Here is a 25,495-nt window from a genome sequence, read left to right on the forward strand (position 1 = left end):
GCGAACGTGGGGAAGTCGGACCTGGTCGTGGTGCCGTCGCTCTCGGACGAGGGGCTGCGAGGCGAGACCCGTCTCCTGGTCGGACCGGCCAGCCACCTCAGCCGGCTGAGCGGATCCCTCCGGTCGGACCCCAGGCGACTCCGGTGCCGCCCGCGTCGCCCTGGTAGTCGTCGGGCGAGAGGGTCATGCCGCTCGCGACGAAGTCGGCGGTCGCCGCGCAGTCCGTGACGACGACGTCGCCGTCGGAACGCGCGAGCCCGTAGAGGCAGACGGACTCGTCGGCGAGCTCCGCGGCCGAGAAGGAGTCGAGGCTGAGGGTGGCGAAGTAGTCGACTCCGGCGATGCTGCCCAGGTAGCGCGTCGGCCCCCAGTGGAAGACGCGGAGGCTCGCGAGGGTCGACAGCGGGCGCGTGGCGACGTCGTCGGGGACGGCCCAGGGCTCGGTGAAGACCTCCAGCGACGGGCGAGGGGCCAGCGCGACGGAGGCGGCCGTGCCGAGGGCGGCGAGCCCGAGCACGGCGACGAGGGCGGCGATCACCCCGAGGCGGCGGCGCGGGCGGGGCGTGGCGGAGGTGCGGGAGTCGGCGTCGTCCGCTCCGGTGGTCTCGCCGGTCTCGTCCCCACCGGTCCGGCCGCTCGCCGTCCCGCGGCCGATCCGGCCCTGGGCCGCTGCGGGCCCGACGGACGCGGCCAGTCCCGCGACCGCGGCGTCGAGCGCCTCCTCCCGCTCGCGGAGCTGCGCGCGCAGCAGTGCCAGCTCCGCGAGCGCCGCGGGGTCCGCCTCCGCACTGAACGCCCGGCGCTCGAGCGCGGCCCGCTGCCTCCGCTCCTCCGGCGACGCCCCGTCGCGGCGCCGCTGCAGGGCGGCCCGGCCGCGACCGCGACCTCCGAGAGCCGCGTCGAGCGCCGCCTCCGTCGCGGGATCGAGCTCGTCGAGCAGCCGCGCCGCGCGTGCCGGCGTGACCGCGGTGCCGACGGACGCCGGCACGTCAGCCCCGGTCGCGCACGGCGCGCGCCAGCGACTCGAGGCGCTCCCGGTACTCCGGCCACCACTCCTCCGGCACCGGCGGGAGGTTGTCGCCGGGCGTCCGGAGTCCGACCCGCCCGTCGATCAGCTCGCGGACGATGTCGGCGTGGCCGGCGTGCCGGTGCGTCTCCGCGGTGATGTGGACGAGGATCCGGTGCAGCGTCACGTCGCGGTTCGTCCACCAGGGGACCTGCCCGGGAGCGTCGAGCGGGAGGGCCGCGACCGTCGCGTCGGAGTGGGCCCACACGCGGCGGTACAGCGCGACGACGTCGGCCAGGGACTCGTCGGCCGTCGCCCACATGTCCGAGTTCGGCTCCGACTCGTCCTCCATCCACGGCATCGACTCCGGGAACGGCCGCCCGAACACGGCGCCGAGGTAGCCCGCCTCGGTGCCCGCCACGTGCTTCACCAGGCCGAGCAGGTTCGTGCCCGTCGCGACCAGCGGCCGCCGCACGTCGTACTCGTCGAGCCCGTCGAGCTTCTGCAGCAGGGCGTCGCGCCCCTCCTGCAGGTAGCGGAGGAGGGTCTGCTTCGCGTCGTCGCTCATCCCCCCAGCCTGCCGCGCCCGCCCGAGCCGCGCCAGAGCGGTGCCGGAGCCGCGCCGTGCCCAGACCGCAGGAAGGATCGCCCCGCGGGCACCGGGATCCGCGGATCCACGGCCCGCCGGAGCGATCCTTCCAGCGTTGTCCACGGGGTCAGGCCGGGACGCCCGCTCCCGCCCGCTGGACCCGCGTGCCGACGAGGCGCTGCGAGGAGGCGTCGACAGCGGCGGCCGCGCCGACCAGCTCGAGCGCCGCCTCCGTCTCGCGGGTCGCGCAGTCCGGGCCCACCCACAGCTCGACGCGGCCGGGCTCGACGATCCGCACGCCCTCGCGTCCGGTGAAGGCCAGGCGCGCGGCCGGGACCTCGAACCGGACCTCCGCCTCCTCGCCGGGCTCGAGCGCGACCCGCGCGTAGCCGAGCAGCTGCGCCACCGGCCGGGTCACGCTCGCGAACACGTCGCGGGCGTACAGCTGCACCAGGTCGGTGCCCGCCCGCTCGCCCGTGTTGCGGACGCGCACGGTCGCCGTGAAGGAGCCGTCCGTCGGGGCGGACTCCTCGGCCGCCAGCTCCGTCCGGGCGAAGTGCGTGTACGAGAGCCCGTGGCCGAACGGCCGCACCGGCGTGCTGTCGGCGGAGGTCACGTCCGACGGCCCGCCGAGGATCGGGTGCAGGTACGAGAACGGCTGCGCCCCGGCCGAGCGCGGCAGCGAGACCGGCAGGTGGCCGGAGGGGTCGACCCGTCCCGAGACGACGCCCGCGATCGCGCCGGCGCCCTCCTCCCCCGGGAAGAACGCCTGCAGCACGGCGGCGGGAGCCGACGGCCCGTCGAGCGCCCAGCCCACGGCGTAGGGGCGGCCGGTCAGCAGCACGAGCACGACCGGGGTCCCGGTCGCCACGACGGCCTCGACCAGCTCGCGCTGGCGGCCCGGGAGCTCGAGGCTCTCGACGTCGTTGCCCTCGCCGACCGTGCCGCGGCCGAACAGGCCCGCCCGGTCGCCGACGACCACGATCGCCACGTCGGAGTCGGCGGCCGCCCGGACCGCCTCCGCGATCCCGGAGGCGTCGTCGCCCTCGACTGAGCAGCCCTCGGCGAGCAGCAGCTCGGCCGAGCCGAACTCGCCGGCCAGCGCGTCCGCAACCGTCGGGATCTCGAAGCCAAGCGGCACGCCCGGGTGGTGCGCCAGCACGTGGTTGGCGAAGGAGTAGCAGCCCATGAGCGCGGGCGCGCTGTCGGCGTTGGGACCGATCAGCGCGAGGCGGCGCGGCGCAGCGAGCGGCAGGACGCCGTCGTTCGCGAGCAGCACCACCGACTCCTCGGCCAGGCGGCGGGCGATGTCGCGGTGGGCCGGCGAGTCGAGGTCGATCGACTCGGGGGCGTCGTCGAAGCGCGCGTCGAGCAGGCCGAGCCGCTCCTTCTGCGCGAGCACCCGCAGCACGGCCCGGTCGACGAGCGCCTCGTCGGCCTCCCCGGCCCGGATGCGCGCGGCCAGCGGCGCGAGGAACGCGTCGCCCGTGGGCAGCTCCACGTCGATCCCCGCGGCGAGCGCCAGCTCGGCCGCCTCGCCCAGATCGGCGGCGACCGCGTGCATGAGGTGGAGGAACGCGACCGAGAAGTAGTCGGCGACGACCACGCCGTCGAAGCCCCAGCGCTCGCGCAGCACGCCCGTGAGGTAGGCGGGCGTCGCTCCGACCGGGTCCCCGTCGATCTCGGCGTAGGAGTTCATCACCGAGCGGGCGCCCCCGTCGCGGATCGCCATCTCGAACGGCGGCAGCAGCACGTCCGCGATCTCGCGCGGTCCGGCGTGCACCGGCGCGTGGTTGCGGCCGCCGCGGGAGGCGGAGTAGCCGATGAAGTGCTTCAGCGTCGCGTCGACGCCGGTGGACTGCAGCCCCTGCACGTACGCGGTGCCGATCGTGCCGACGACGTACGGGTCCTCGGCGATGCACTCGTCGACCCGGCCCCAGCGGGGGTCGCGGATCACGTCGAGCACGGGCGCCAGGCCCTGGTGGATCCCGAGCTCGCGCATCGAGCCGCCGATCACGGCGCCGAGCTCGGCCACGAGCTCCGGGTCGAACGAGGCGCCCCAGGCGAGCGGAGTCGGGAACGTCGCGGCCTGCCAGGCGGCGAGCCCGGTCAGGCACTCCTCGTGGACGATCGCCGGGATGCCCAGCCGCGTCTCCTCAACGAGCCGGCGCTGCTCCGCCCACAGCCACCGGGCGCGCTCGAGCGGATCGACGGGGCGCGTGCCGTAGACGCGGGTCAGCTGGCCGATCCCCTCGCGGGTCGCCTCGGCGTACCCGGTCGAGGTGGCCATCTCGCCGGCGAGCGGGGCGACGACCTCGCCGCCCTGGTCGACCCAGTAGCCGACCAGCTGGGAGAGCTTCTCCTCCAGCGTCATCCGGCCCAGCAGCTCGGTGGTGCGGGCGGACGGGGCCTGTGGGTCCTCTGGTGCGTGCGGTGCGGTCACGGTGCGACCCTCTCTGCGGGTGGGGCGACGGGCGCGGACGGGACGGGGGACGCGGCGGACGGGCGGAGCGATCCGCTCATCCCTTCACCGCCCCCGTCAGCCCGCCGACGATGCGGCGCTCGAAGACGCTGAAGAAGATCAGCGCCGGGATCATCGACAGCGACACGAAGGCCAGCACCTTCGCCGTGTCGACCGAGTACTGCGACGAGAACGCCTGCACTCCGAGCGGGAGCGTGAAGGTGGACTCGTTGTTGAGGATGAACAGGGGCAGCAGGTAGCTGTTCCAGCTCGCGATGAACGCGAGGATCCCCGTGGTGATCACGCCGGGCATCGCCAGGCGCACGACCATCCGGAAGAAGAAGCCGATCCGGCTGCAGCCGTCGATGAAGGCCGCCTCCTGGATCTCGTCCGGGATCGCGCGGAGGAACGGCACCAGGATGATGATCGTGGTCGGCAGGCCGAACGCGATCTGCGGCAGCACCACTCCGGCGAGCGAGTTCATCAGGCCGAGGCTCTTGATCACCAGGTAGAGAGGAGTGATCGCCACGGTCATCGGGAACATCAGGCCGGCGGCGAAGAGCGCGTAGAACACGCCCCGGCCGGTGAAGTCGTAGCGGGCCAGGACGTAGCTCGCCATCAGGCCGAGCACGACCACGCCGAGCGTCGTCGCGAGGCCGGCGATGGTGGAGTTGCCGACCTCCTGCCAGAAGACGCCGCCGGTGATCACGTCGAGGTAGTTCTGCACGTTCCACGGCGAGGGCAGGCCCGCCGGGTCGGTGGTGATCTGCGCGTTCGTGCGGAAGCCGCCGAGGATGATGTACGCCACCGGGGCGAGCATCAGCGCGATCACGACGATCGCCACGACGTAGGCGATCGTGGTGCCGCGGCCCAGGGGCTGCCGGCGCCGCTTCACCGCGAGAGGCCGAGGGGTCTCCGGAGTGATCGGCGGGGCCGTCATCGTCGTGCCGGTCATCGCTTGTCTCCCGTCAGTGCGCCCGCCGTGTCGCGCCGGAGCACGAAGCGCTGGTAGAGCAGCGCCACCACGAGCGAGATCAGGAACAGGACCACCGCGACGGCGTTCCCGTACCCGTAGTTGCCGGCGTTGCGGCCGTTGGTGACCAAGTAGATCGCCATGGTCGAGGTGCCCGCGGTCGAGGACACGTACTGGCCCCAGATGATGTAGACGAGGTCGAACAGCTGCAGTGCGCCGATGATCGACAGGAACGCCCAGATCCGCAGGGTCGGCGCGAGCAGGGGCAGGGTGATCCGCCGCTGCACCTGCCAGTAGGAGGCGCCGTCGATGGCCGCGGCCTCGGACAGCTCCTCGGGGATGCCCTGCAGACCCGCGAGGAAGAGGATCACGGCGAAGCCGATGTACTTCCACGTGATGATCAGCATCAGCGTCCAGATCGCGATCGCCGGATCCGAGAGCCAGTCCTGCTTCAGCGCGCCGAGGCCGACCTTCTCGAGCAGGCCGTTGACCGCGCCGCTGGTCTGGAGCATCAGGCTCCAGCCGGTGCCGACGACGACCTCCGAGATCACGTACGGCACGAAGATCAGGACGCGGATGATCGACTGCCCGCGCAGCTTGCGGTTCAGCAGCAGCGCCAGGAGGATCGCGACCGGCCCCTGGAGCACGAGCGAGAGCACCACGATGATGCCGTTGTGCGCGAGGGCGTCGTGGAAGGTGGGGTCCTGCAGGATCGTCAGGTAGTTGCGGAAGCCGACGAAGTCCGTCGGCACTCCGTAGCCCTGCCAGCTGAAGAAGCCGTAGTAGGCCGCCATCACGACCGGGAAGATCACGAAGGCGAGGAAGACGATCAGCGCCGGGCCGACCAGGAGCGCGATCTCGAAGCGCCCCGCCCAGCCCACGCTGCGGCGGCGCCGGCGCACCGGAGGCGTCGAGGTGACGCCTCCGGTGCGCGCGGTCCCGCGGGGCTCATCCACTCCGAGGAGCGGGCTCTCGCGGAGTGCCATGGTGGCTAGGCCTTCGCCGCGGCGGCGTTGACGGCCTCGACCAGCTGCTCGGGGTCGCTCTTGCCGGCCAGCAGGTCGACGACTCCGACGTTCAGCGCGTTGCCGACGTTGAGGCCGTAGACGGTGTCGAGCCACTGCGAGACGTACGGGGCCGAGTTGTAGGCCTCGAGGATCTGCTGCAGGTACGGCTCGGTGACCGCCTCCTGCGCCACGGTGTTCACCGGGGGCGCGTTGAAGGCCGCGTAGTACTCCTTCTGCACGTCGGAGGTGGCCAGGTAGTTGAGGAAGTCGACGCACTCGTCGGGAGCGCCCGCGGAGCAGGAGTAGCCGTCGACACCGCCCATGATCGCGCCGGCCTCGCCGTCGCCGCCGTCGATCTCGGGGAACGGGAACCAGCCCAGGTCGGGCAGCGGCTTCTCGTCGGGGGTGAGGGAGGCGATCACGCCGGGGTTCCACGCGCCCATGAGCTCCATCGACGCCTGGTGGTTGGCGAGGAGTCCGGCCGAGCTGCCCGCGCCCTGCTGGGCGGCGGTGGTGAGGAAGCCCTCGTTGAACGGCTCGGTGGCCGAGAAGTCCTGCAGGTCCTCGCCCGCGCGGACCCAGCAGTCGTCCGAGAAGTCCTTGGTGTCGGCCGCCTCGGCCATGGTGTCGGCGCTGCACTCGCGGAGCGCGAAGAAGTAGTACCAGTGCGCGGCGGGCCAGGCGTCCTTCGCGCCGAGCGCGACGGCCTGGGCTCCGCTGCCCTTGATCTTCGTGATCGCCGAGTCGAGCTCGTCGATGGTCTTCGGCGTCTCGGTGACGCCCGCCGCCGTGAAGAGGTCCTGGCTGTAGAACAGGCCGCCCGGGAGGACGGCGACCGGCATCGCCCAGACCTTGTCGTCGAGGGTGTTCGCCGAGAACGAGCCCTCGGGGATCTCGCTGCGCGCCTGGTCCGAGATGCCGTCGGTGAGGTCCTTCAGCTGTCCGCCCGCGACCATGGCGGCGAGCTTGCCGCCTCCGCGCTGGAGGAAGACGTCGGGGGCGTCGCCCGAGTTGAGCGCCGTCTGGAGCTTGCCGTCGAGGTCCTCGTTCTGGATGGCCTGCGACTCGATGGTCACTCCGGGGTTCGCGGCCTCGAAGTCCGCGATCGTCTTGTCCCAGAACTCCTGGCCGGGGCCCGTGGTCGAGTTCTGCCAGAGGGTCATCGCGACGGTGCCGTCGCTCGATCCCGAGTCCTGGCCCGAGCAGCCGGTGAGGGCCGCGACCGTGCCGAGCAGGGCTGCTGTCGCCACTGCGATCTTCCTGAACTTCATCGTCCAACCGTTCTCTTCATCGAGGGCGCCGCCTGGTGCACCGGCGCCGTGGGGGTTCCCGCCTTCGCGGGTGGAGTCAGTGTCCGCAGTGCTTGCGAAAGTGGTCAAACGTTTTCGAAATGGTTTTCGAAGCACGGGTTACAGTCGGCCACATGACCACCCGACCGACCATCCACGACGTCGCCGCTGCCGCCGGCGTCTCGGTGGCGACGGTGTCCAAAGCCGTGAACGGCCGCTACGGCATCGCCCCCTCCACCGCCACCCGCGTGCTCGAGGTCGTGCGCGAGCTCGGCTACGAGTCGAGCCTCGTCGCGAGCAGCATGCGCTCCCGGCGCACGGGCGTGATCGGCGTGCTCGTCGCGGGGTTCGAGCCGTTCAGCGCCGAGATCCTGAAGGGCGTGGGGTCGGTGCTGGCGGAGTCGCGGTTCGACCTGCTCGCCTACTCCGGCTCCCACGAGGGCGAGCAGGAGGGCTGGGAGCGGCGCTCGCTCAGCCGGCTCAGCGGCACCCTCATCGACGGGGCGATCATGGTGACACCGAGCGTGGTGAGCGCCCCCTCCGACATCCCGCTCGTCGCCGTGGACCCGCACACCGGCCGCGCCGACCTGCCGACCGTCGAGTCCGACAACTTCGGCGGCGCCCTGCTCGCCACCCGCCACCTCGTCGCCCTCGGGCACCGCCGCATCGGCTTCGTCGCGGGCCGCGGCGACCTGCGCTCGGCGCGGCTGCGGGAGGCCGGCTACCGGGCGGCGCTGGCGGAGGCCGGCATCGCCTTCGACGAGCGCCTGCTGCGGGTGGGCAACTACCACCGCGACACCGCCCGGCGGCCCGCCTCCTCGCTCCTGTCGCTGGCCGACCGCCCGACCGCGGTCTTCGCCGCCAACGACGTCTCGGCGCTCGCGATCATCGAGACCGCCGCGCACCTGGGCCTCGCCGTGCCCCACGACCTGTCGGTGATCGGCTTCGACGACGTGCCCGAGGCCGCTCGCTTCGATCCGCCGCTGACCACCGTCCGCCAGCCGATGCAGACGCTCGGAGCGACCGCCGCCGAGATGCTGATCGCGCTGATGGCCGGGCGCGAGCCGCGCTCGCTGCACGTGCAGCTGCCGACGCAGCTCGTCCGCCGCGCGACGACGGGACCGCCGGCATGAGCGGCGACGGGACCGCCGGCACGGGCGACGAGCTGGAGGACGACGGCCCGACCGCGGTGCACGCCGCCCTCTTCGACGCGCTGGAGCTGGTGGACCTGCCCGCGCTCGAGGCGCTGCTCGACGAGCGCTTCGTGATCGAGCACCCGACCGGCCTGGTGCAGTCGCGGGAGGAGTGGCTCGCCGACATCGACGAGGCGCGCAAGGAGTACCACGAGATCGACCACGTCGAGAGCGCCCTCTCGGGCGGCGCCGCGCACCAGGTGCTCACCTCCCGCACCATCACCGAGGCGACCATCGGCCGCCTGCACGCGACCTGGCGGCTCCAGCTGACGAGCCGCCTCGTCCGCCGCGACGAGGGGTGGGTGATCACGCGGACCGTGGTGACGAGCTGGTGAGGCGGGCGGACCGGCGCGTCCGCGGCCGGCTGCGGGCGCGGCGGGCAGGATCGACACCGTGCTCCTCCAGGTCGTGACCCGCTCCGCCCGCCCGGCCGCCGAGATGTTCGACCGGGCGCGCGACATCGATCTGCACATGCGCTCGCAGGCCGGCGCTCGCGAGCGCGCGGTGTCCGGGACGACCACCGGGCTGATCGGCCTGGGCGAGCAGGTGACCTGGAGCGCCCGGCACTTCGGCGTCCCGCTCCGACTGACCAGCACCGTCACCGCGCTCGACGCCCCGCACTCCTTCGTCGACGAGCAGACCCGCGGACCCTTCGCGACGTTCCGGCACGAGCACCGCTTCGAGCCCGACGGCTCCGGCTCCGTGATGATCGACCGGCTCGAGTACTCCGCCCCGCTCGGCGTCCTCGGGCGGATCGCGGAGCGGCTGGTGCTCGACCGGCACCTGCGGCGGCTGCTGGAGGAGCGCGGCGCGTTCCTCGCCGGAGGCGACCGGTGAGCGTCGCGGTCCGGACCCTGCTGACGCTCGTCGCCGTCGCCGGGGTCCTCTCGCTCGCGACGACCTCGGTCCTGTTCGCCCTGTCCTCCCTCGACACCGGCCGGGACCCCGGCGAGCTGCTCCTCCCGCTCGCTCGAGCACTCCTGGCGACCGCCGTGACGGCGGCCGTCGGCGGGCTCCCCTACTCCGCGGGACGGGGTCGCGCGCCCTGGCCGGTCCTCTGGTCGGCCTCCGCGGTCTGCATCCTCGCGATCGCCTGGATCGTGGTCTCGATCGCGGCGTGGACCGACGCGGGTGACGGGACGGACGCCGTCGTCGCGCTGCTGACCGTGGTGCCCGCCGCCTGCTGCTCGATCGCCGCGGTGCCGGTGACCGAGCTCGTCCTCCGGGTGGGAACGCGCAGGATCGACGCCCGCTAGCGGATCCGTTCCCGCCGCTTGACGTTGACGCTGCGTCAACCCGTACCGTCGCTTCCATCGCCGCCGGAGTCCCCGGCGACGCGGAGACGGAGGGCGCTGTGGAGCAGGAGTGGACCGTGCACGAGGTGGCGCGGCTGGCCGGTACGACCAGCCGGACGCTGCGGCACTACGGGGCCGAGGGTCTGCTGCCGCCCAGCCGACTGGGCGCGAACGGCTACCGCTACTACGACGGCGCCGCGCTCGTGACGCTGCAGCGGATCCTGCTGCTGCGCGACCTCGGTCTCGGACTGCCCGAGATCGGGCGGATCCTGCGACGCGACGCGGAGCCGGTGGCCGCTCTCGAGCGGCACCTCGACGTGCTCCAGGAGGAGCGCCGACGGCTCGACCGCCGCATCCGGGCGGTCACCGGGACGATCACCACGATGAGAGAAGGGAACGGGCCGATGGCCGAGGAGATGTTCGACGGGTTCGACCACGCGGAGCACCGCGAGGAGGTGGAGCGCCGCTGGGGTGCCCCGGCGTACGCCGACGGCGACCGCTGGTGGCGCTCGATGAGCGCGGAGGACCGCGAGCAGTGGCAGCGGCGGCAGGCGGACCTCGCCTACGCGTGGACCGCCGCGGCGGCGAGCGGGGCGGATCCGACCGGCGAGGAGGCGCTCGCGCTGGCCGAGCGGCACCGCGCCTGGCTCGCCGAGGTGCCGGGCACGCCCCGCGACGCGACCGGCGGCCCGAGCGACGAGTACCTGCTCGGGCTCGGCGAGATGTACGTCGACGACGAGCGGTTCTCGGCGCACTACGGCGGAGTCGCCGGCGCCCGGTTCGTCCGCGACGCGCTGCGGGCGCTCGTCGAGCGGCGGGAGTGACGGGACGCCGGGGCGGGGCTGCGGACCTCGCGGCGCCGTCGGCGCTGGAGAACCGCGCGCGCACAGGGCGCCCGGGTGCCAGGATCGGTCCATGAGGATGAGCAGAGCACGGATCACGGTCGCGGTCACGGCGCTGGCGGGCGCGCTGCTGCTGTCCGGCTGCACCGGCGGTGAGCCGGCCACCGGGCCGTCGGCACCGGCGGACGCCGCGCCGGCCACGTCGTCGGCGGCGCCCTCCTCCGAGGAGTCGTCGCTCAGCGCTTTCGAGCAGCAGCTCCCCCTCTCGGGAGACTTCGTCAGCCAGCAGACCGGGACGACCGGCTCGGTGCGGATCGAGCGCCGGACGGACGGATCGACGTGGGCGGTCCTCACCGGCTTCTCGACCGGCGACGCGTCCGACCTCCGGCTGTCCCTGAAGGAGGGTGCGCTCGAGCAGGACGCCTCCGGCAACTGGGTCGACACCGCCGGATACTCCTTCGAGATCGCCGCGCTGGATCCGGGCCGTCCCGATCAGGAGATCCCGATCCCGGGCGCTGCGACGATGCCGGAGATCCGCACGCTCACCGTGATGGACTACCAGGGTCCCGACTACCCGTCGCTCGGCTCCGTCGCCCTCGCGCCGTAGGCCGCAGCGGAACGGCAGGATCGCTTCATGGGACGCATCCGATTCAGCAGTCCGGGCTGGGACGAGGACACCGACCGGGGACCTGCTCCCGGCCCCGACCGTGCCCGGTACTCCCGGGACGACGGGGCGAGGTTCACCGCGATCACGCTCACCTGCCTGTCGGTCCTCCCCGCGATCGTCCTCACGGCCGCGTTCCTCCTCGTGCGGCTCCCTCCGCTCGACCGCGACGACCAGCCCGACTGGACGGCGCCGCGCGCGGAGGTCCTGGCTCCGTGGCTGCTGCTGTTCCTGCTCCCGCCGCTGGTCACGGGGCTGCTCGCCCGTCTGGTCGGCGGGCGGGACTCCTCCCACGGGTTCGGTCGCTCCGCCGCGGTCTGCCTCGTGGTGATGGCGCCGTTCCTCGGCCTCTCGGCCCTGTCGCTCCTCGGCTAGGCGCCGCCGCTCACGCCTGCAGGACCACCGCGCCGTAGTGGGTGCCGGCGCCCGTGCCCACCAGCAGCACCGACTCCCCCGGCCGCACGCGCGAGCGGTGCAGGGCCAGCGGGATCGCGCTGCCGATCGTGTTGCCGACCTCGCCGAGCGTGATCGTCATCCGGTCGCGACCCCAGAGGCGGGCCATGCCCTCGAGCCCGGCCGCGCTGGTCTGGTGCGGGACCACCCGGTCGATGCCGGGGAGCCCGCTCGAGAGGCCCGGCCGCACCTCCTCGAGGAACGCCGGGAAGTGCCGCAGCGCGTCGACGAGCAGCGCCTTGCCCTGCATGTCGAAGCGGAAGTCGGCGAGCCGGTCGGGCGCCTCCTCGATGCGGATGCGCGAGCCGAAGCCGCGCAGCTCCGCGTGGCGCACACCGCTCGGGCGGGTGCGGAAGTGAGTGGTGACCAGGCCCTGGCCTGGAGTCTCGGCGCGGCCGATCACGACGGCGGCGGCCGCGTCGCCGAAGAGCAGGGCGCTCTCGGGCTGGCCCGGGTCGATGCCGCGGCTGCCGCAGTCGGTCGAGACGATGAGCACGGTGTCGGCGCGACCCGTGGCGAGGAGGAACCCCGCCTCCTGCAGAGCGAAGAGGAACGACAGGCAGGTGGCGCCGACGCTGTACGCCGAGACGTCGTCGAGGCCGAGTCCCGCCGCGAGCAGCGCGCCTCCGTCCGGGATCGCCTGCAGCTGGGTCCCCGAGGCGTTGAGCACCACGTCGACCGTGTCGAGTCCGGCCGCCGCGAGCGCCCGGCGGGCGGCGAGCAGGCCGAGCTCCAGCGGGTCCTCGTCGTCGGTGACCCAGTGGCGGGTGCGCACGCCGGAGCGGCGCTCGGCCTCGTCGGCGGGCAGGCCGCAGAGCGCGGCGACCTCGGCGGTCGTGACGATCCGCTCGGGCAGCGCTTCGCCCGTGCCGAGGACGCGGAGCGGGAGGAGGTCGGGCACGCGGGCCCCTTCCTGCCCCGGGACGTGCGGAGCGAATCCCTGTATAGCGCGCCTCTGCACCTCCGCGCGCACTGTTCGGCGCGGTTTGACGGCACGGGCGCCCGCCGACACCATGGTCCCGGAGCGGGGGACGGATGGACGCGCACGGATTCTGGGTGGTCGTGCCCTTCCTCGACGAGGAGAAGCTGCTCGGCGGCGCCCTCGACGCGCTCGCCCGCCAGACCGATCCGGACTTCACCCTCCTGCTCGTCGACAACGGCAGCACCGACGGCTCGCGCGCCGTGATCGAGGAGTTCCGCCGCCGACGCCCGGAGCGGCAGGTCGCCGTGATCGACGAGGCGCAGAAGGGCACGGGAGCCGCCTCCGACACCGGCTTCCGCCACGCGATCGCCGAGGGCGCGACGGCCGTCGCCCGCACGGACGCCGACTGCCTGCCGAGCGCCGACTGGGTGGCGCGCCTCAAGGCCGACCTCCGCGGCGGCGCCCGCTTCGTCGGCGGCCGCCTGTCCCCGCGGCGGGACGAAGCCGTCTACCGCTGGTACGACGGCGTGCTCGGCACCGCGCTGATCCGCCTGATGGAGCACGCGCCGGGCGTCTTCTACCGCCGCCCCGGCCAGCGGTACCGGATGTTCATGGCCGCCGGCTGCAACCTCGCGATCGACGCCGCGCTGTACCTCCAGGTCGACGGCTTCCCGCGCTCGAGCATCGACGACACCGACGAGGACCTGGAGCTGCACCTGAAGGTCTGCCAGGTGATCGGGCGGAGCGAGGCGCTGCTCGACAAGGACGCGGTCGTGCTGATGTCGATCCGGAAGGGCAAGGCGCTCGGGTACCTGGGGATCCTGCTCTGGTACTGGGGCCGCAAGCGCGGGCTGGAGGTCGTCGATGTCCGCTGAGCGCCGGCGCCGCGTGCTGATCACCGGGGCGACGGGGTTCCTCGGCGGCTACGCGGTGCGCGAGTTCCTGGCCGCGGGCGACGACGTGCTCGCCACCGGTCGCGCCCCCGAGGCGCTGGCGCGGCTGGAGGAGGAGGGCGCCACGGTCCTCCGCGCCGACCTCGCCGAGCTGGGCGCGACGGACGTCGACGCCGACGTGCTCGTGCACGCCGCGGCGCTCTCGAGCCCGTGGGGCACGTGGAGCGAGTTCGAGCGCGCGAACGTCGCGGGGACGGAGTCGATGATCGCGCTGGCCGAGCGCTGCGGGATCCGCCGCTTCGTCTTCGTCTCGTCGCCGAGCATCTACTCCGCCCGGCGCCACCAGTACCTGGTGCGGGAGGAGGAGGTCGACACCGGCAGCCGGATGAGCCTCTACATCCGCAGCAAGATCGAGGCCGAGCGGCTGCTGCAGGAGGCGCACCGCTCCGGCCGGATCCCCGAGCTCGTGATCCTGCGCCCCCGCGGCCTGATCGGCGTCGGCGACCCCAGCCTCCTCCCCCGCTTCGTCGCCGCGAGCCGCCGCCGAGGCATCCCCCTCTTCGACGGCGGCCGGAACCCCGTCGACATCACCTGCGTCGAGAACGCCGCGCACGCGCTGGTGCTCGCCGCCGACGCTCCCGTCGCCGACGGCGGCGTCTACAACATCACCAACGGCGAGCCCGCTCCGCTCGGCGACCTCCTCGAGCGCTTCTTCGCCGCGATGGGCGAGGAGCCGCGCTTCATCCGGGTGGACCTGCGCGTGCTGACCGCGCTCGCCGAGATCCTGGAGCGGGTCTACCGGCTGCTGCCCGGCCGCGAGCCGCCGTTCACCCGCTACACCGTGGCGACCCTCGCCTACGCGCAGACCCTCGACATCTCGCGGGCGCGGACCGAGCTCGGCTACGAGCCGACCGTGCCGCTGGCCGAGGGCATCCGCCGGGTCGGCGAGCACCTGAGGAGGACGCGTGGCTGAGTCGTCGCTGCAGGTGATGGCGTGCGGGAGCACCGTCTTCCCGCTGTCCCGGGTGTTCCGCGGGAAGGGGCTCCCCCGCCGCGTCTTCCCCTCGAACGTCTTCCTCTACACGCACGCGAGCGGCCGACGGGTGCTCGTGGACACGGGCTACCCGCCGACGTTCCGCGGGACGGGCCTCGTCGGACGGCTGTACGAGCGGATCCTGCCCGCGACGGTACCGGACGATGAGACCGTCGACCAGCGGCTGCTCGCCCTCGGCCTGACCCCGGCCGACGTGGAGTTCGTGGTGCTCACGCACCTGCACCCGGACCACGTGGGCGGCGTGCGCTGGTTCCCGGACGCGACGTTCGTGCTGTCGTCTGGCCAGGTCGCCTCCGTGCGGCGGAACCGGGTGCGCGAGGGGATCTTCCGCGCGCTGCTGCCGCCGTGGTTCGCGGCCGGGATCGTGTCGGACGAGCAGCCCGCCACGACGATCGCGGGGCTGACCGGATTCGACCTCTTCGGCGACGGATCACTGCTCGTGGTGCCGCTCCCGGGGCATGCGCGCGGGCACCTGGGGGCGCTCGTCGAGGAGCGCGTGCTGGTCGCCGGGGACGCGGCGTGGGGGCGGGAGTTCCTCGGCTGGTCCGGGCGCCTGCGCCGGCTGCCGCGGTTCATCAGCGACGACGCGCGGGCGCACGAGCGGACGTCCGAGCTGCTCGAGCGGGTGGAGGCGGCGGGGGTGCGGCTGTGCTTCTCGCACGACGCGTATCCGGAGGGGGACGTGCGGCTGGGTGGGGCGGCGGCCAGTGGCGGACAGGACCTCATCGACCTCGACGGTGAGAGCTCCCGTCTCCGCTAGACGGGAGGCGACTCAGGTTCACGCGATCCTCGGCGGATCAGCCGTTCGGACGTCCCGCGAGAGGCCCTGTCACCGAGGCTTGTCATCGGGCATGTCTTTCGGGACGCTGCGGACCGCGAGATCTCGAGTTCCGATGCTCGACCAGCCGGCGGTCGTCAGCGGGGCAGGTGCTCGTAGGGGACGCGGCGGCTCAGCCAGGCGAGCAGACCGGCGGCGAGCGCCGCGATCGCCGCCGGGATGAGAAGCAGCCAGAGGGCCGAGGTCACGGCGACGAGGACGAGCGCCGCCGCGGCGACGCCGGCGCCGATCGCGAAGTTCCAGCGCACGTCCGTCGCCACTCCGCCCTCGGGACGCGTCCACAGCACCACGAGGGCCGTCGCGATCGGCCCGAGCAGCAGCCCCAGCACGAACCAGCGCCAGCGCGAGCGGCCCTTCTGCTCGGCGAGACCGGCGGTGACGATCGCGAGTCCGAACCAGATCCAACCGGAGTCCTGGGTGAGTGTCATGCGTGGAGCCTAGGGCGCGGGCAGGATCGCCCCGGCGGGGTCGCCGGTCGGGGGCGTGGGCCTGTCGCCCGCGTCTCCCGCTCAGCGGTCCCCGGCACGGCGCCGAATTCCTCCGCTACCCGGGCACCACCACGAAGGCGACGCCGACGACGACGCCCAGCACGAGAGCCACCGAGCCGAACCCGATCAGGAGGGCGAACGTCAGCGGACGGGTCTCGCGGAAGCTCATCGTCCCGGGGATCAGCTCGTTGATGTCGGCGGGGCTCAGCGTCTTCTCCAGGGCGGGCGGCGCCTCGATCTCCCGCCGGGGAGCGGCTCCGGTCAGGCGCGCCCACACGCTCCGGCCACCGGTGTGCACGCCACGCGCCGCCGGCAGGAGCGGCGTCGTCACGGCGGCGACGACGGCTCGCAGATCCTCGATCTCCCAGTCCGACCCGCGGAGCCGCAGCGACCGGCTCCCGTCCGACAGGAACAGGATGAGAGACGGGGGCAGATCGATCCCCTCGCTGTTGGGGCCGGCGGGCACCCACGCGAGCAGCGCCTTCACCGACGGGTCGGCGCGGTCGAAGGTCACGACCCTGCCTCGAGCGTCCGTGCACTCGATCGCCCGGTCCGAGATCCGGAGGGACGCGGTGGCGAGGAAGCGCCGGTTGCGGAGCGCCAGCACTCCGACGATCACCAGAGCCACCACGATGGCGAAGCCGAACAGCCCGAGGTAGACGGCCAGCGCTGCCCCGCGGTCGTCGGCGATCACGACACCCCAGACGCTCCCCGCCAGCAGGACCAGCGCGGGAAGGACGGCGACGGGCCTCAGCCGTCGCGACTCGTTCTTCTGCCGGGCCCTCGAGGGCCGGACCTCGCGAACCGGCTCCGAGCGGTCCGCCCGTCGCCGTTCCATCAGACGGACGCGACGGCCGGGGAGCCGGCGCGGGCGCGATTCCGAGGAGGGTCGTCGAGGCTGCGGCGCATGGCGTCAGGGTAGCGGTGGCGTTTGGTCGGGCCGCGCAGGACGTCACCTGACGACAGGTCGCCCCCTCCCGGGGTACCGCCGCCGAGCACGATCATCCGAGCGAGGGCGCGTCCGGGTCGACAGACTGGGCTGGTGTCCTCACCGATGACGATCCGCGCCGTGCCGACCTCGGCCCGGCGTGAGGAGATGCACCTCAGGCGCCATCTCGCAGAGAGCAGGCGAGTGCTGCCTCTCGCGGCCGTCCCCGACGACCGGCCTCCTCACGACCTGCCGTACCGGGCGGCGCGCTCGACGCACCCTCGACGCCGGGCGCGGCGGCAGCACGCCGGGCGCACAGCGCCCTGACGCGACTCCCGCGCCGCCGACAACACGACGCCCCCACTCGACGCCCCACGTACCCACTCCAGACAGGACCCGCCATGACCTCCTCCCTCTCCCACCCGGCGAGCCGCTGGGCGCTCGACCACATGCCTCTCACCGCGCAGGCGGTCCGGGAGCTCGCTCCGGTGCTCTCCGGGAAGAAGCTGGCGATCTGCCTCCACGTCGAGCCCAAGACCGCCGCCCTCGTCTCGCTCCTCGTCGAGGCCGGAATGGACATCGCTCTGACGGGCTCGCCCGGAACCACGAAGGACGACGTCGCCGACGACCTCCGCGCCCTCGGCGTGCACGTGCACACGAAGCAGAGCGACGGCGAGGCGGAGCACCTCCGCAACATCGAGGAGGTGCTCGAGCACGATCCCGATCTCACCCTCGACAACGGCGCCGACCTCACCCTCCGCCTCATCAACTCGGGCGTCCCGGACCACTACCTCGGCGGCACCGAGGAGACCACCACCGGCGGCATCCGCCTGCGGGAGAACAGCGCGACCCTCCCGCGACCGGTCGTCGTCATCAACGACTCCCCCCTCAAGCTGATCGTCGAGAACGAGTACGGGGTCGGCCAGAGCGTCGTCCAGGGCTTCATGAACGCCACGAACCTCATGATCCCGGGCACCCGCGCCGCGGTCATCGGCTACGGCCCGTGCGGGCGCGGGGTCGCCGACACCCTCGCGCAGCTCGGAGCGCGGGTCTCCGTCGCCGACGTCGACCCGATCCGCTCGCTGCAGGCGATCCTCCGCGGCCACCGCGTCGGACCCGTCGCCGACGTCCTCTCGGACGCGCAGTTCGTCTTCACCGCCACCGGCGCACCCGGCGTCATCGGCGCCGCGGAGATCGACGCGTTCGCCGACGGCGCCGTGATCGCGGGCGTCGGCCACTTCCCGTGGGAGATCGACGAGGACGCCCTCGCGGCCGCCACGGAGTCGACCACCGAGTTCGCCGACGGACAGCGCCGGCAGGGCATCCGCCTGAAGAACGGCAAGCGGATCGTCCGCCTCGAGAACGGCCGGATGATCAACCTCACCGCGGCCGGCGGCAACCCGATCCAGGCGATGGACCTCGGTCTGACCCTCCAGGCCCGGAGCCTCGCCGCTGTCGTCACCGCGGACCTCGACGCCGCCGTGCAGCCCGTCCCGGCCGACGTCGAGCACCGCATCGCGACCGACCTCGTCGCCCTCCTCAGCCGCTGAGCGGCGAGCGGCGGGTCCTCGGCGGCGATCCGCGGAGCGGCGGCGGCGCACGTCAGAAGACGGCGATCGGAGTGACCGGAACGCCGGTGAGCCCGAGCAGGTGCGGTGGGGCCACGCTGAGCAGGAACGACTAGCGGGACAGCTCGGCGCAGACCACGGCGAGCTGCTCCACGTCCGCGCTGTCGATGAGGGGCATGCCCAGCCGTGCGAGCGCGACCCTGTGCATCGGCATCGGCATCTCGGGATCGTGAGGGGGGAAGCTGTCGCCGACGTCCCCCGCGTGGAGCGCCACGCCCCGCTCGTGCATCCAGGTCACGGCGTCGACGGTCCTGCCGGGGGCCTGCTCCTCCGAGTCCCAGGAGAAGCCCCACCCGCTGCGGACGACGAGCGCGTCGCCGGACTGCCGGGGGACGCCTCCCCGGCGCTCAGCCGCGTCGAGGTCGGCGGCGACGATCGCGTGCGCCGCCGGCAGCCTCCCCTGCGGCGCGAGGTCGAAGCCGGGCTTCGGAGCATCGCCGACGCAGGACCTCGTCCAGACGGTGTTCACAACGAAGGATGGATCTGCTCCAGGACCCCGCGATCCGCGCGGAACGGGCGCCGGAGCCTCATCCTTCCTCCGTTGTGAACAGGACCAGGCGAGCGGGGCCGACGTAGGACGTCCACCCGGGCGCCCTCTTCCGGACGTGGCCGGAAGAGGGCGTTGCCCACGGCGCTCGCAGCTGTCACGGTCGCAGGGCGGCCGACGACGGCCGACCCGACCGGAAGACCCCCATGCGCCTCCGAAGCACTGTCCGCCCGCTCGCGCTCCTCACCGGCGCCCTCCTCCTCGGGACCGGCCTCGCCGCCCTCGACGGGCCGCTCGCCGGCACCGCGGCCGCGGCTCATGCGGCCGACAATCCTGTCGCGGGCGGGCGCGTCGTGGGCTGGGGATACGACGAGGACGGTCGGGCGAGCGCCCCCGAGGATCTGACCGACGCCGTCTCCATCGCGGCCGGCCAGTACTACGGCGTCGCGGCGAGGAGCGACGGCACAGTGGCCGTCTGGGGTGACAATCTCGAGGGCGGCCCCATCCCGGCGGACGACCTCCGCGGCGTCGCGGCCGTCTCCCCCGATCTGGCGCTTCTCGAGGACGGCACCGTCGCGCCGCTCTTCCCCCCGGAGGACCGGTACACCGAGCCGCCGGCGGGGCTGAGCGGCGTCACCGCGATCGACTCGAGCGGCACCCACAGCGTCGCGCTCCGCGACGACGGGACAGTGGCGATCTGGGGATACGACCAAGGGCGAGTGCTGGAGGCGCCTCCCGGTCTGGACGACGTCGTGGCGATCTCCGCCGCGTCCTTCCACACCCTCGCCGTCACGAGAGACGGCAGCGTCGTGAGCTGGGGCTACGACGGCCCCGACGACATCTTCGCGGGCTACTCCGACATCGTCGCGGTCGCGGCGGGACGGACCCACGACCTCGCCGTCCGCGCCGACGGCAGCGTCGTCGCCGAGGGGAGCGACAGGGACGGAGAGAGCGACGTCCCCGCCGGGCTGACCGATGTCGTCGCGGTCGCCGCCGGGTACGGGCACAGCGTGGCGCTCCGCGAGGACGGCACCGTCGCCGCCTGGGGCGACGACGGTGCCGGCCAGTCCACGGTTCCCGCAGGACTGAAGGGGGTCACCTCGATCGACGCCGGCTACGGCTTCACCCTCGCCACCGGGACCCGTCCCGTCCTCACGGCTGCCGCGCCTCCCACGGCGACGGTCGGCACTCCGTTCTCCTTCGCCTTCGGAGGGGATGCGCGCCTCGCGGACCACACCCTCGCCAGCGGGACGCTCCCGCCCGGACTGACCCTGACTCCCGAGGGGTTCGTGACGGGCACGCCCGCAGAACCCGGAACCTCCGACTTCACCGTCACCGCGACCAACTCCTTCGGAACGACCACCATCGCCTCCCGGCGGATCACCGTCGAGGCCGCCCCGCCTGCACCCGTCGCGCCGACGATCAGCGGAACCGTCGCAGCCGGCGTCGTCGGCTCGGCCTACGACTTCACCTACGCGGTCGCGGGAACTCCGGCGCCCGTCGTGACCGTGTCGTCGGGCGCCCTGCCCCCGGGTCTCACCCTCGATCCGACGGGGCGCCTCACCGGCACTCCGACCAGGACCGGCGCCTACGTCTTCACCGTGCAGGCCGCCAGCACCGCCGGAACCGCGACCGCGCAGAGCACTCTCACCGTGTCCCCTGCGTCCGCGACCGCGAAGGCCGACCTTCGCGTCGACGTCTCCGCTCCGACCACCGCGGTGAAGGGGAGGACGTTCACGTACACGCTCATCACGAAGAACGCCGGACCCTCCACGTCGACGTCCGTCTACTCGAAGGTGATCCTCCCGCCGGGGGGTGCGGTTCGTCTCCGCGACGGGGAAGTACACCCGTATCGGCAGCGTCGTGGTCTTCCAGCGCTCCAGCCTCGGCAACGGGCAAACATCCACCGAGAAGATCGCCGTCACGGCCGTGAGCGCAGGCACGGGCACAGCGCTCGCAACCACCTTCTCCGTGAGGACTCCGGATCCGTCGATCCGCAGCAACGCCGACACCGCTGCCACCACCGTCCGCTGAGGAGGGTCGGGCGGGCGACGAGACCCTCCCGCCCGTCCTCGGGCATCACGCCGGGCGCAGCCAGTCCGTGATCGCGCCGACGACCTGGTCGAGGTGGGACTCGAGCAGGAAGTGCCCGCCGTCGACGAGCTCGATGCGCGCGTGAGGGGCGTCGCGGAGGAACGCCTGGGCACCGGCGGGGGCGAAGATCTCGTCGTTCCGGCCCCAGACGGCGAGGACGGGGACTCCGGACTCGCGGATCCACGCATGCACGGCGGGATACAGGGCGCGGTTGGTGGCGTAGTCGCGGAAGAGCGCCAGCTGCACGTCGACCTGGCCGGGGCGGGCGAGGAGCGCGAGGTCGTGCTCCCAGGCGTCCGGATCGACGGTGGTGGAGTCGGGGACACCGTGGGTGTACTGCCACTCGACGGCCTCCCGGCCGAGAGCCGGCCGGAGTGCGTCGCGCGTCTCGTCGGTCCGCTCGGCGGCGTCGGCCCAGATCGGGTCCCAGAAGCCGGGCACGAAGCCCTCCTCGTAGGCGTTGCCGTTCTGCGAGATCACGGCGACGACCGCGGACGGATCGGCGAGGGCGAGGCGCCAGCCGACGGGGGCGCCGTAGTCCTGCACGTAGATCGTGTACCGGGTCACCCCGATGGTCTCGAGGAAGCGGCCGGTCACCGCGGTCAGGGCGGCGAACGTGTAGTCGAAGTCCTCGATGGAGGGCGCGGACGAGCGTCCGAAGCCGATGTGGTCGGGGGCGATGACGCGGTAGTGGCCGGCGAGGGCGGGGAGGAGGTGGCGGAACATGTGCGAGCTGCTCGGGTACCCGTGCAGCAGCAGGAGGACGGGCGCGTCGACGGGACCGGCCTCCCGCCAGAAGACGTCGAGTCCGTCGACGGACACGGTGCGGTGATGGACGACGACCATGGCTAACCCCTACAAGTCGATTTACTGGTTAGCCGGACGCTAGCATGGATCGAACGGGCCGCACGGCGCGGGAGGACGGGGAACGATGGATCGGGACGAGGAGCTGCTCCTGGCGGTGCTGAACAGCGCGCCGGTGGTGGACGGACGGCCGACGGACGACCTCGGCGACGCGGCCGGTCGCGGGCTCGCCCGGCGGTGGTGCGGAGCCGGCACCGAGGACGAGCTCGAGCGGCTGCGCCGCGCCCGCGACGCGCTCCAGGCCGTCGTGCGCTCGGGCGCGCCCGCGGCCGTCGCGGAGCTCGCGGACCTGGTCGCGCACGCCGTGCGCACCCCGCGCGTCACCGGTGAGGGCGTCGTGTGGGAGCTGAGCGCTCCCGAGCCGGATCGACTCGCGGTGGAATCGATCCTCGCCTGGTCCGCTGTGAACGCCCGGTTCCCCGGGCGGCTCCGCGCCTGCGCGAACGACGAGTGCAACCTCTTCCTCGTCGACCGCAGCCGCCCCGGCACCGCCAAGTGGTGCTCGATGGCGACGTGCGGCAACCGGATGAAGGCCCGCGCGCACGCGAGCCGGTCGCGGGACTGAGCGCGGCCGGGAGGCGCAGCGGCGAAGGCTACGCGCCGCGCAGCCGGGCCGTCGATGCGGACGCCTGCGCTCGAGCCCGTTGCAGGGCGTCCTCGCGTCCGGCCGCGTCGAGGCGGGCGGGACCGTAGGTGACCACCGGGGGCAGGACGTCGTAGCCGACGAACTCGAGCATCCCGCGATGGATGTGGAAGAGGAACGACTGCAGGTCGCCGTAGCCGTCGGCGGCGCCGGGCGCGAAGGCCGCCTCGCCGCCGCCCGTCGTCAGCAGGAGCATCGCGCTCCTGCCGCGCAGGCCGCCCTCGGCGAAGACGCCGTGCTCGCCTCCGAACGTCGCGCCGATCACGAAGACCCGGTCGATCCAGCCCTTCATGATCGCCGGCATCGAGAACCACCACAGGGGGAACGAGAGCACCAGGAGATCCGCCTGCAGCAGCTCGTCGAGATCGCTCGCGACGGGCTCCCCGAGCGTCTTCTCGAGGACCGCGGTCATCTGCTGCGCCTGCGGCTTGAAGTAGCCGGAGCCGGACGCGAACTGGTCGCGGTGCAGCACCGGGTCCCGGCCCTCGGCGTACAGGTCGAGCCGGCGCACCTCCATGCCGTCGGCCCTCAGCTGCTCGAGGACCGCGTCCGCCTGCGCCGAGGAGAAGGACCGCTCCTCAGGATGGGCGTGGACGAGCAGAGCGCGGCGAGCGGGAGCGGCCTCGGAAGCATCGGTCATGCCGCCGATCATATCGACGATTCGCGATACGTCGCTAGATCGAGGCTCCGAGGCGCTTCAGGAGCCCGTCGACGTCGGCGTCGCTCCTCCGGTAGTGGGTGTACTTCCCCACGCGCGTCGAGCGGACGAGGCCCGCGCGCTCCAGGGATCCCATGTACGACGAGATGGTCGACTGCGCGAGACCGCTCTTCGCGGCGAGATGCGTGACGCAGACCCCGAACTCGGCGCGGTCGGCGATCGGCTCGAACTCGCTGAACGACGCCTCAGGAGAGCGGAGCCACTCCATGATCTGCAGTCGCGTGGGATTGCCCAGTGCCTTCAGCACCTCGACCAGTCCCGTGTCCACCGCGCCATTCTCCCCTGCTCGCCGCCCGGGCGCCTCCGCGCCGGAATCACCCTCCGCCCGGACGCACCCCGCTCACGGCAGCAGGATCACCTTGCCGTCGAGCGTCCGGGACTCGGCGAGCTCCATCGCCTCGACGATCCCCGTGAGCGGGAAGCGGGCGGCGATGTTGGCCGTCAGGGAGCCGTCGGCGAGGAGTCCGAGCACGCGGCCGAGGTCCTCCTCGAGCCGCGCACGGAAGCGCGCGGGGCGCATCGAGTGGCCCGCCCAGAGGTCGTAGAAGACCGCGCGCCGGCCGTTGGGGGCGAGCTGGTAGGCCTGGATCCGCGCGAGCTGGCGGAGGAACGGGGGCCAGATGCTCCCGGTGCTCGCGCTGACGATCGCGTACGCGACGAGGGTGCCGCCGGGCGCGAGCAGCGACCACGCCAGCCGGGTCGTCGCTCCGCCGACGTTGTCGAAGACGGCCTGCACTCCGCCGGGAGCGAGCTCGCGCACGCGAGCGGCGAGGTCGGGATCGGCGTAGTCGACGGGCTCCACTCCGGCCGCTCGGAGGGCCTCGTGGTGGCGGGGCGAGGCGGCGCCGATCACGCGGATCCCCTCGAGGCGGGCGAGGCGGTGCACGAGGCCGCCGACTCCGCCGTTCGCGCCGAACAGGAGGATCGTGTCGCCGCGGGAGACCCGGGCCGAGCGGTGCAGCATCTGCCACGCCGTCACTCCGTTGACCACGACGGCCTCGGCGTCCTCGGACGCGGCTCCGTCGGGGACGAGAACGCAGTCGCGGGCGGCGACGCGGGCGTGACCCGTCCAACCGCCGGTCTTGGTGAGGGCGGCGACCCGGCGGCCCTCGAGCGACGCGTCGCCGCCGGGGCCGACCGCGAGGACCCGGCCGACGAGGTCGTAGCCGGGCGTGAAGGGGAACGGCGGCTGGGCGAAGTAGCGGCCGCGGCGCATCGACTGCTCGGCGAACGAGATGCCGGTGGCCTCGACGGCGACGAGCAGCTCGCCGGCCGCGGGAGGCTCGACCGGTGCCTGCTCGAGGAGCAGCCCGGACGGCTCGACGATCCCGGGGAGGACGACGCGGGTGGTGGTGCGGGGAAGCGTGGTGGACATGAGGGGCTCCTGAGGTCGTAGGTGAGTGACTGAACAGTCACAAAAGCGGATATGAAAAAGGATGGTGGCGAAGAGGAGGAGAGGAAGAAGAGGAGGAGAGGAAGAAGAGGAGGAGAGGCGAGCGCCGCGGACTCAGTCGCGGTGCCGGATGCCGTCGGAGACGATGCGGGCCCACTCGGAGTCGACGCCGCCGAGGTCGGTCTGCACGATCAGGTGACAGAGCTGCCCGTAGGCGACGAAGCGCTGCACGGCCGGGCCGTCGGCTCCGGAGACGACGGTGACCGTCCGGACGACCGCGGAGATCCCGCGGCGCACCGCCTCGCGGATCTCGGGGACGTCGCACGCGCTCTGCGCCTGCGACTGCAGCATGATCAGGTCGCGGTCGGCGATCAGGTCGATGTAGGCGACGGTCATCGCCTCGAGCCGGTCGGCCGGGTCCGAGGAGGGCGAGGCCTCCCCCGCCGCCGCGAGCGTGGTCGCCACCTGCTCGTAGCAGCGGTCGACCGCGGCGACGAAGACGCCGAGCTTGCCCGGGAACAGGCGGAAGACGTAGGCGGGCGAGACGCCGGCCTCGGCGGCGACCTCGGTGATCGGAGTCGCGGCGTAGCCGGTGCGCGCGAAGACGTGGAGCGCCGCCGCGGTGATCCGCTCGCGCTGCGCCTCGGCGGTGGAGCGGGAGGAGGGGGAAGGCATGTGACTGATCGAACACTTACTTCGCTCGCCTGTCAAGAGCGCTGCCGGACGAGTCGACACGCGGGCCGGATCAGGAGCCCCGACGACTCCGTCAGCAG

Annotated in this window: 28 protein-coding genes; 13 read left to right on the plus strand and 15 right to left on the minus strand. The window is 73.2% G+C overall.

The genetic code is table 11. From position 1 onward, the window contains the following. Positions 1-97 precede the first annotated feature (97 nt). The 6 genes from C5C99_RS12305 to C5C99_RS12330 form a co-directional block, all read right to left on the minus strand. A complete protein-coding gene (locus C5C99_RS12305; protein WP_104340156.1) occupies positions 98-988 on the minus strand; it encodes a hypothetical protein in 891 nt (296 codons plus the stop codon). Between the two features lies 1 nt (position 989). Next, the gene (locus C5C99_RS12310; protein WP_104261380.1) at positions 990-1,574 is read right to left on the minus strand and encodes a DinB family protein; all 585 of its coding nucleotides are present in this window, start codon (positions 1,572-1,574) and stop codon (positions 990-992) included. 148 nt (positions 1,575-1,722) lie between these two features. Continuing rightward, positions 1,723-3,969 carry a glycoside hydrolase family 3 N-terminal domain-containing protein gene (locus C5C99_RS12315; protein WP_104340157.1) on the minus strand — a complete coding sequence of 749 codons (2,247 nt, stop codon included), beginning with the start codon at positions 3,967-3,969 and terminating at the stop codon, positions 1,723-1,725. A 145-nt stretch (positions 3,970-4,114) separates the two neighbouring features. After that, complete coding sequence (locus tag C5C99_RS12320; protein WP_104224899.1) at positions 4,115-5,011, minus strand: carbohydrate ABC transporter permease; 897 nt, start codon at positions 5,009-5,011, stop codon at positions 4,115-4,117. Then, positions 5,008-6,015, minus strand: a complete 1,008-nt coding sequence (locus C5C99_RS12325; RefSeq protein ID WP_104226347.1) for a carbohydrate ABC transporter permease — start codon at positions 6,013-6,015, stop codon at positions 5,008-5,010. The genes C5C99_RS12320 and C5C99_RS12325 overlap by 4 nt, the downstream gene beginning before the upstream one ends. A gap of 5 nt (positions 6,016-6,020) precedes the next feature. Beyond that, on the minus strand, positions 6,021-7,307 hold the full coding sequence (locus C5C99_RS12330) for an ABC transporter substrate-binding protein (protein ID WP_104226346.1): 1,287 nt from the start codon (positions 7,305-7,307) through the stop codon (positions 6,021-6,023). A 152-nt stretch (positions 7,308-7,459) separates the two neighbouring features. Between C5C99_RS12330 and C5C99_RS12335 the strand changes: the two genes are divergently transcribed. The 7 genes from C5C99_RS12335 to C5C99_RS12365 all read left to right on the plus strand — a co-directional run bounded on the left by C5C99_RS12335 (position 7,460) and on the right by C5C99_RS12365 (position 11,694). Beyond that, positions 7,460-8,458: a LacI family DNA-binding transcriptional regulator gene (locus C5C99_RS12335; RefSeq protein WP_104263367.1), complete on the plus strand. Its 999-nt coding sequence runs from the start codon at positions 7,460-7,462 to the stop codon at positions 8,456-8,458. Continuing rightward, positions 8,455-8,853, plus strand: coding sequence for a nuclear transport factor 2 family protein (locus C5C99_RS12340; protein ID WP_104340158.1), 399 nt, complete (start codon positions 8,455-8,457; stop codon positions 8,851-8,853). Before C5C99_RS12335 ends, C5C99_RS12340 begins: the two co-directional genes overlap by 4 nt. A gap of 58 nt (positions 8,854-8,911) precedes the next feature. Further along, a complete protein-coding gene (locus C5C99_RS12345; RefSeq protein WP_258063692.1) occupies positions 8,912-9,355 on the plus strand; it encodes an SRPBCC family protein in 444 nt (147 codons plus the stop codon). After that, the gene (locus tag C5C99_RS12350; protein ID WP_104340159.1) at positions 9,352-9,774 is read left to right on the plus strand and encodes a hypothetical protein; all 423 of its coding nucleotides are present in this window, start codon (positions 9,352-9,354) and stop codon (positions 9,772-9,774) included. The genes C5C99_RS12345 and C5C99_RS12350 overlap by 4 nt, the downstream gene beginning before the upstream one ends. A 98-nt stretch (positions 9,775-9,872) precedes the next feature. Next, complete coding sequence (locus C5C99_RS12355) at positions 9,873-10,637, plus strand: TipAS antibiotic-recognition domain-containing protein (RefSeq protein WP_104340160.1); 765 nt, start codon at positions 9,873-9,875, stop codon at positions 10,635-10,637. 91 nt (positions 10,638-10,728) lie between these two features. After that, positions 10,729-11,262, plus strand: a complete 534-nt coding sequence (locus C5C99_RS12360) for a hypothetical protein (RefSeq protein ID WP_146085507.1) — start codon at positions 10,729-10,731, stop codon at positions 11,260-11,262. Between the two features lie 27 nt (positions 11,263-11,289). Then, a complete protein-coding gene (locus C5C99_RS12365; RefSeq protein ID WP_104340162.1) occupies positions 11,290-11,694 on the plus strand; it encodes a hypothetical protein in 405 nt (134 codons plus the stop codon). Between the two features lie 10 nt (positions 11,695-11,704). Here the strand turns inward: C5C99_RS12365 and C5C99_RS12370 are convergent, their stop codons facing one another. Then, positions 11,705-12,673 carry a 3-oxoacyl-ACP synthase III family protein gene (locus C5C99_RS12370; protein WP_219813632.1) on the minus strand — a complete coding sequence of 323 codons (969 nt, stop codon included), beginning with the start codon at positions 12,671-12,673 and terminating at the stop codon, positions 11,705-11,707. A 134-nt stretch (positions 12,674-12,807) separates the two neighbouring features. On the opposite strand from C5C99_RS12370, the gene C5C99_RS12375 reads away from it, so the two are divergent. Genes C5C99_RS12375 through C5C99_RS12385 form a run of 3 tightly spaced genes read left to right on the plus strand, consistent with a single transcriptional unit; the run spans position 12,808 to position 15,401 of the window. Further along, a complete protein-coding gene (locus tag C5C99_RS12375; protein ID WP_104340164.1) occupies positions 12,808-13,569 on the plus strand; it encodes a glycosyltransferase family A protein in 762 nt (253 codons plus the stop codon). Continuing rightward, positions 13,559-14,560 carry an NAD(P)-dependent oxidoreductase gene (locus tag C5C99_RS12380; protein ID WP_104340165.1) on the plus strand — a complete coding sequence of 334 codons (1,002 nt, stop codon included), beginning with the start codon at positions 13,559-13,561 and terminating at the stop codon, positions 14,558-14,560. Before C5C99_RS12375 ends, C5C99_RS12380 begins: the two co-directional genes overlap by 11 nt. Next, positions 14,553-15,401, plus strand: a complete 849-nt coding sequence (locus C5C99_RS12385; RefSeq protein WP_104340166.1) for an MBL fold metallo-hydrolase — start codon at positions 14,553-14,555, stop codon at positions 15,399-15,401. The genes C5C99_RS12380 and C5C99_RS12385 overlap by 8 nt, the downstream gene beginning before the upstream one ends. A gap of 155 nt (positions 15,402-15,556) precedes the next feature. Here the strand turns inward: C5C99_RS12385 and C5C99_RS12390 are convergent, their stop codons facing one another. Then, a complete protein-coding gene (locus tag C5C99_RS12390; RefSeq protein ID WP_104234111.1) occupies positions 15,557-15,907 on the minus strand; it encodes a hypothetical protein in 351 nt (116 codons plus the stop codon). Positions 15,908-16,022: 115 nt separating this feature from the next. Next, positions 16,023-16,805, minus strand: a complete 783-nt coding sequence (locus tag C5C99_RS12395; protein ID WP_146085508.1) for a hypothetical protein — start codon at positions 16,803-16,805, stop codon at positions 16,023-16,025. Between the two features lie 491 nt (positions 16,806-17,296). Between C5C99_RS12395 and C5C99_RS12400 the strand changes: the two genes are divergently transcribed. Continuing rightward, positions 17,297-18,445, plus strand: a complete 1,149-nt coding sequence (locus C5C99_RS12400) for an adenosylhomocysteinase (protein WP_104340168.1) — start codon at positions 17,297-17,299, stop codon at positions 18,443-18,445. A gap of 130 nt (positions 18,446-18,575) precedes the next feature. Here C5C99_RS12400 and C5C99_RS12405 read toward each other — a convergent pair whose 3' ends face one another. Beyond that, complete coding sequence (locus tag C5C99_RS12405) at positions 18,576-18,992, minus strand: cyclase family protein (protein ID WP_219813633.1); 417 nt, start codon at positions 18,990-18,992, stop codon at positions 18,576-18,578. Between the two features lie 224 nt (positions 18,993-19,216). On the opposite strand from C5C99_RS12405, the gene C5C99_RS12410 reads away from it, so the two are divergent. Beyond that, a complete protein-coding gene (locus C5C99_RS12410) occupies positions 19,217-21,115 on the plus strand; it encodes a putative Ig domain-containing protein (protein ID WP_104340169.1) in 1,899 nt (632 codons plus the stop codon). Here C5C99_RS12410 and C5C99_RS12415 read toward each other — a convergent pair. Beyond that, the gene (locus C5C99_RS12415) at positions 21,090-21,950 is read right to left on the minus strand and encodes an alpha/beta fold hydrolase (protein WP_104340170.1); all 861 of its coding nucleotides are present in this window, start codon (positions 21,948-21,950) and stop codon (positions 21,090-21,092) included. The genes C5C99_RS12410 and C5C99_RS12415 overlap by 26 nt on opposite strands. Before the next feature lie 85 nt (positions 21,951-22,035). On the opposite strand from C5C99_RS12415, the gene C5C99_RS12420 reads away from it, so the two are divergent. Then, positions 22,036-22,533, plus strand: a complete 498-nt coding sequence (locus C5C99_RS12420) for a CGNR zinc finger domain-containing protein (protein WP_104340171.1) — start codon at positions 22,036-22,038, stop codon at positions 22,531-22,533. A gap of 28 nt (positions 22,534-22,561) precedes the next feature. On the opposite strand, the gene C5C99_RS12425 is transcribed toward C5C99_RS12420, so the two are convergent. The 4 genes from C5C99_RS12425 to C5C99_RS12440 form a co-directional block, all read right to left on the minus strand. After that, the gene (locus C5C99_RS12425; protein WP_104340182.1) at positions 22,562-23,251 is read right to left on the minus strand and encodes an NAD(P)H-dependent oxidoreductase; all 690 of its coding nucleotides are present in this window, start codon (positions 23,249-23,251) and stop codon (positions 22,562-22,564) included. A gap of 34 nt (positions 23,252-23,285) precedes the next feature. Beyond that, entirely contained in the window at positions 23,286-23,597 is a 312-nt protein-coding gene (locus tag C5C99_RS12430; RefSeq protein ID WP_244230566.1) for a helix-turn-helix transcriptional regulator, read from the minus strand. Positions 23,598-23,669: 72 nt separating this feature from the next. Continuing rightward, positions 23,670-24,704, minus strand: a complete 1,035-nt coding sequence (locus C5C99_RS12435) for a medium chain dehydrogenase/reductase family protein (RefSeq protein ID WP_104339098.1) — start codon at positions 24,702-24,704, stop codon at positions 23,670-23,672. A gap of 132 nt (positions 24,705-24,836) precedes the next feature. Continuing rightward, the gene (locus C5C99_RS12440; RefSeq protein WP_104261361.1) at positions 24,837-25,397 is read right to left on the minus strand and encodes a TetR/AcrR family transcriptional regulator; all 561 of its coding nucleotides are present in this window, start codon (positions 25,395-25,397) and stop codon (positions 24,837-24,839) included. Positions 25,398-25,495: the final 98 nt, after the last annotated feature.

The organism is Rathayibacter sp. AY1C4, assembly GCF_002932195.1.
Taxonomy (GTDB): domain Bacteria; phylum Actinomycetota; class Actinomycetes; order Actinomycetales; family Microbacteriaceae; genus Rathayibacter.